This window comes from Fulvivirga imtechensis AK7 (assembly GCF_000331535.1).
In the GTDB taxonomy this organism is placed as follows: domain Bacteria; phylum Bacteroidota; class Bacteroidia; order Cytophagales; family Cyclobacteriaceae; genus Fulvivirga; species Fulvivirga imtechensis.
On sequence record NZ_AMZN01000135.1, the window covers coordinates 1 to 3,566 of the forward strand.

The 3,566-nt window shown below is 49.7% G+C and carries 1 protein-coding gene and 1 pseudogene; both read right to left on the reverse strand.

Annotated elements, in window-relative coordinates; genetic code table 11:
* A pseudogene (locus C900_RS29060) lies at positions 1–530 on the reverse strand (hypothetical protein); the annotation flags it as partial.
* A gap of 60 nt (positions 531–590) precedes the next feature.
* The coding region (locus tag C900_RS26685; protein ID WP_009583591.1) for a fibronectin type III domain-containing protein at positions 591–3,566 on the reverse strand (2,976 nt) is incomplete at its 5' end.

Below are 3,566 nucleotides of genomic sequence, written 5' to 3' on the forward strand. Positions count from 1 at the left end.
ATGCCTGCTCCCATCGGCTGGGTGCCGTTTACTCTTACTACTTCGTTGTCTCCTGTAAGGTGGATGTCTGAGGCTGTAGCGTCAGCGTTGTTGAAGGTGACTCTTGTTTCCGCTATGCTGGTGTACAGTGCTTCTTCATCTGCTGCCTTTTCCGATTCAAAGGTGGCGGGGAAGGTCAGGGTCTTCGGCTTGGTGGTGAAGGTAAGCCTTGTATTGCCCAGATGATCTTTCAGGTGGTACTGGTATTCAAAGTCTCCTGTGGTTTTGTCTTCTACTATCCTGCCCTCTTCATGATGGATCAGTTGTAGTTCTGTGTTGCCTTCTGCATCTGTTTCGTAGATGAACTCTCCGATGTATTCTGTCTTTTTGATCTGGTTGTTATTGGCACCGTACACCTCCTGGGCCAGCTTGATGCCTGCCGCATCGTAGATGTATCTGATATGCTGTCCATCGGTCTTGATGACTTTTGCAGGAAGATTAAGGTGATTGTATTCTATACTTGCTATCTCTTTGTTTCTGTCTTTTGTCATGTTGCCATTGGCATCATATTCATAGTCCGGGCCTGTAGGGTTCTTATCGGCAAAGCCTTCTCAACCTACGGCATCGGCTACTGCTGACAGTTGGTTGCCATTGGTGTAGGTGTAGGTCAGGGCATCGATGGTGCGGAAGTCGGTGCCTATAGATTGCCTGTTAAGGGTTTGGATATTGCCGTTCAGGTCGTAATCAATGTTATTTACGCTAAAGCCTCCTTTGGCCGGGGTGGTGGTCCAGTTGTTCAGTGTACTGCTGCCCTGGCTGTACTGGGCTTTTGTGATCCTGTTCATGGGATCGTAGTGGTAGGTGTATAGCTTTTCTTCTGTATCGCCATGGCTTTTCCACTTGATGGCGGCTATATTGCCATTATACCGGGCCTGGTAGGTGAGAGAATTATCAGTAGGTACCGGAGTTTTTGTCAGGGCAGATGCTTCTTCACTGTAGCCTGAGGCTTTGCTGCCGTATGTGGCCTTGACGCGATAGTAATAGGCTGTACTGGCGTTTAATGAGTGGTCTGTATACTCCGCAGCTCCGGGTGGTGTGGTCATTACATGCCCATAGCCACTGCCCGCGGTCAGCGATCGTTCTATTTGGTAAGATACACCTTCCAATGCTTTCCAGCTCAGGTGTATTTTGTCAAAGTCAGTAGCTACCGCATGCAATTCAGGGGTAGGCACGCTCATTGTCACAGTGGTGTAGGCATCGACAGCATAGCCGGTGATCCAGTCGTTGGAAACCGTACAAGCATATTGCCCACCCGATTCCATGTTGGTTGTAGTATTCACAAACGGATTACCGGCAGGGTTTTCATTTTCATCTGTAATATCCACCCATGAGCCTCCAATATATCTGAACCACTGGTATTGATTGTGCTCTGCATTGTCAGGTACAGCAATATGAAGGGCATCTCCGCCAGGCAATATCATGGTGTTTGAAGGATATGATATGGCACCTTCATAATAGATTTCCAGCCTGGGGCTGCCCGGTGCATAAAAAAACTGCTCCAGGTCTTCAAAACCCAGGTCGTTGTAGCTTACTTCTACATAGCCCAGCGTGGGAATATCTGCCAACCCTGTAGGGAGATCGCTAAAAAAATTATGGTCCAGCCACAAAGCCTCCAGTTCAGGTAAGGAAGCAATAGATTGGGGCACTTCACCGGTTATTTCATTGTAGTTAAGCCACAAACTCTTTAAGCGCCTTAAGTTGCCCAGGCTGGCCGGCAGCGTTCCTGACAGGTGGTTGTACTCCAGGCCTAATTGTATGACATCACCTTCAAATACTTCTACTCCAGCCCAGTTCCTGAATTCTGCACTACTGACATGTTCGGGCCACGTCTCGAATTCCGGCCAGGTAAGTCTGGCCCATGATTCGCCACCTGTACTCTCATACAGGTCTTTTAATGCCGCGTACTCCACATCATCATCCACCGTGCCATGGTGAGGCTGGGCAGTCACGCTCACGGGGGTGGTATAGTCAGAATGCCCGTCACTATAAACACTTCTGATCTTGTAGTAGTAGGCAACATTGGTTTCCACACTGTTTTTAAAGGAGCTTTCCAGGGACCCTGCCGTACCCACTACACCATAGCCGCTGTCCACGGTTTGTGACCGCACTATTTCATAACCGGTTACTCCCGGAACGGTCTCCCAGGTAACCAGCGCGCTGGTTGAGGAGAGTGAGATCGCCTGCGGGCTACCGGGGGTTACATGCCCTTCCGGGTAGGTGGTAGCTGACGCATCAGGGGTATAGCCGGAGGCCGTTGTTCCTGAAACAGCCCGTATCCGGTAAAAATAGGTGGTATAAGGGCTCAGCCCGCTATCGGTATAGGAGGTGACATCGGCAGTTGTGGTATGAACGAGGCTATAACCCGACCCTGAGGTGAGCGAACGCTCTATTTCATAACCGGTTTCATTATCTGCATTGTCGGCCCAACCGAGGTTTATCTCGGAGGAAGATATGCCTTCGGCTACCAGGTCGGAAGGCGCAGCAGGCATATCAGCAGAAGGTATGTCAAATGATGCCTGGCCATTGTTGATCTCTCCATTCGCATGGTAGAAACATACGTCTACCATCAGCGAAGTGGTGGAGGGTAGTGAAGATGTATAGAAAACTGTTCCATTTCTTTTATAGGTGATAGTGGTTCCTGACCGCTCTACCCTCAGCACATCTCCGTCAGCAACGTATTCGAAGCCTCCTTTCCACGTGCCGCTTTCCTCCACTACTATTTTGTTGGTGCTGGTCAGCTTTATGGCATAATCCATCTGCCTTATAGGTCCGGCATCGGTTTCCGTAAGTCCGAAGTAGCGTTCGTTATTGGTGGCATAGGCGGTAAACTCTGCCCAGCCGTCAGTGTAGGGTTGCAGCACTTCCATCGAGAGGGCGCCTCCATTATTGCCACCGTAGGGCGCTGTCTTGCGCAAGGTATTATCTGCCAGCACCTCTACCCCCACCAGGTCTGTCCAGGTGATGTTATCTGAACTACCCTGGTCCACGGGTGGCATGGTCAATTCGGTAGTATTACTGAATTCGGAAGCTCCGAACGTATTGTAGGCGTATACCCGATAGGTATAGGTGGTTGCTGCGGCTACAGTGTTATCAGCATATGTTGTGCTGTTAGAAGCAAGGTCTGCCAGCAACTCAAAGACTCCCGAATCTGCCTGACGCTCTATCCTGAAACCGTCTTCATCATCGGAAGCATCTGTCCATGACAACTGAACGCTTTCGGAAACTATCGTACCCTGCAGGTTTGAAGGGGCTATTGGCGCTGTACCTTCGGGATCTCCAAAGGAAAGCTGAGCTGCATTGATCTCTCCGCCTGAATGATAGAAGCAAACATCTACCAACAGTGATGTGGTGGATGGTGTAGAAGAGGTGTAGAAGGTAGTGCCATTCTTTTTGTAGGTGATGGTGCTGCCGGTCCTTTCTATTCTCAGTACATCGCCATTGGTAACACTGCCAAAGCCGCCTTTCCAGTTGCCGTTTTCCTGTACTACTATGGTATTGGTACTGCTCAGTTTGATGGCATAGTCCAT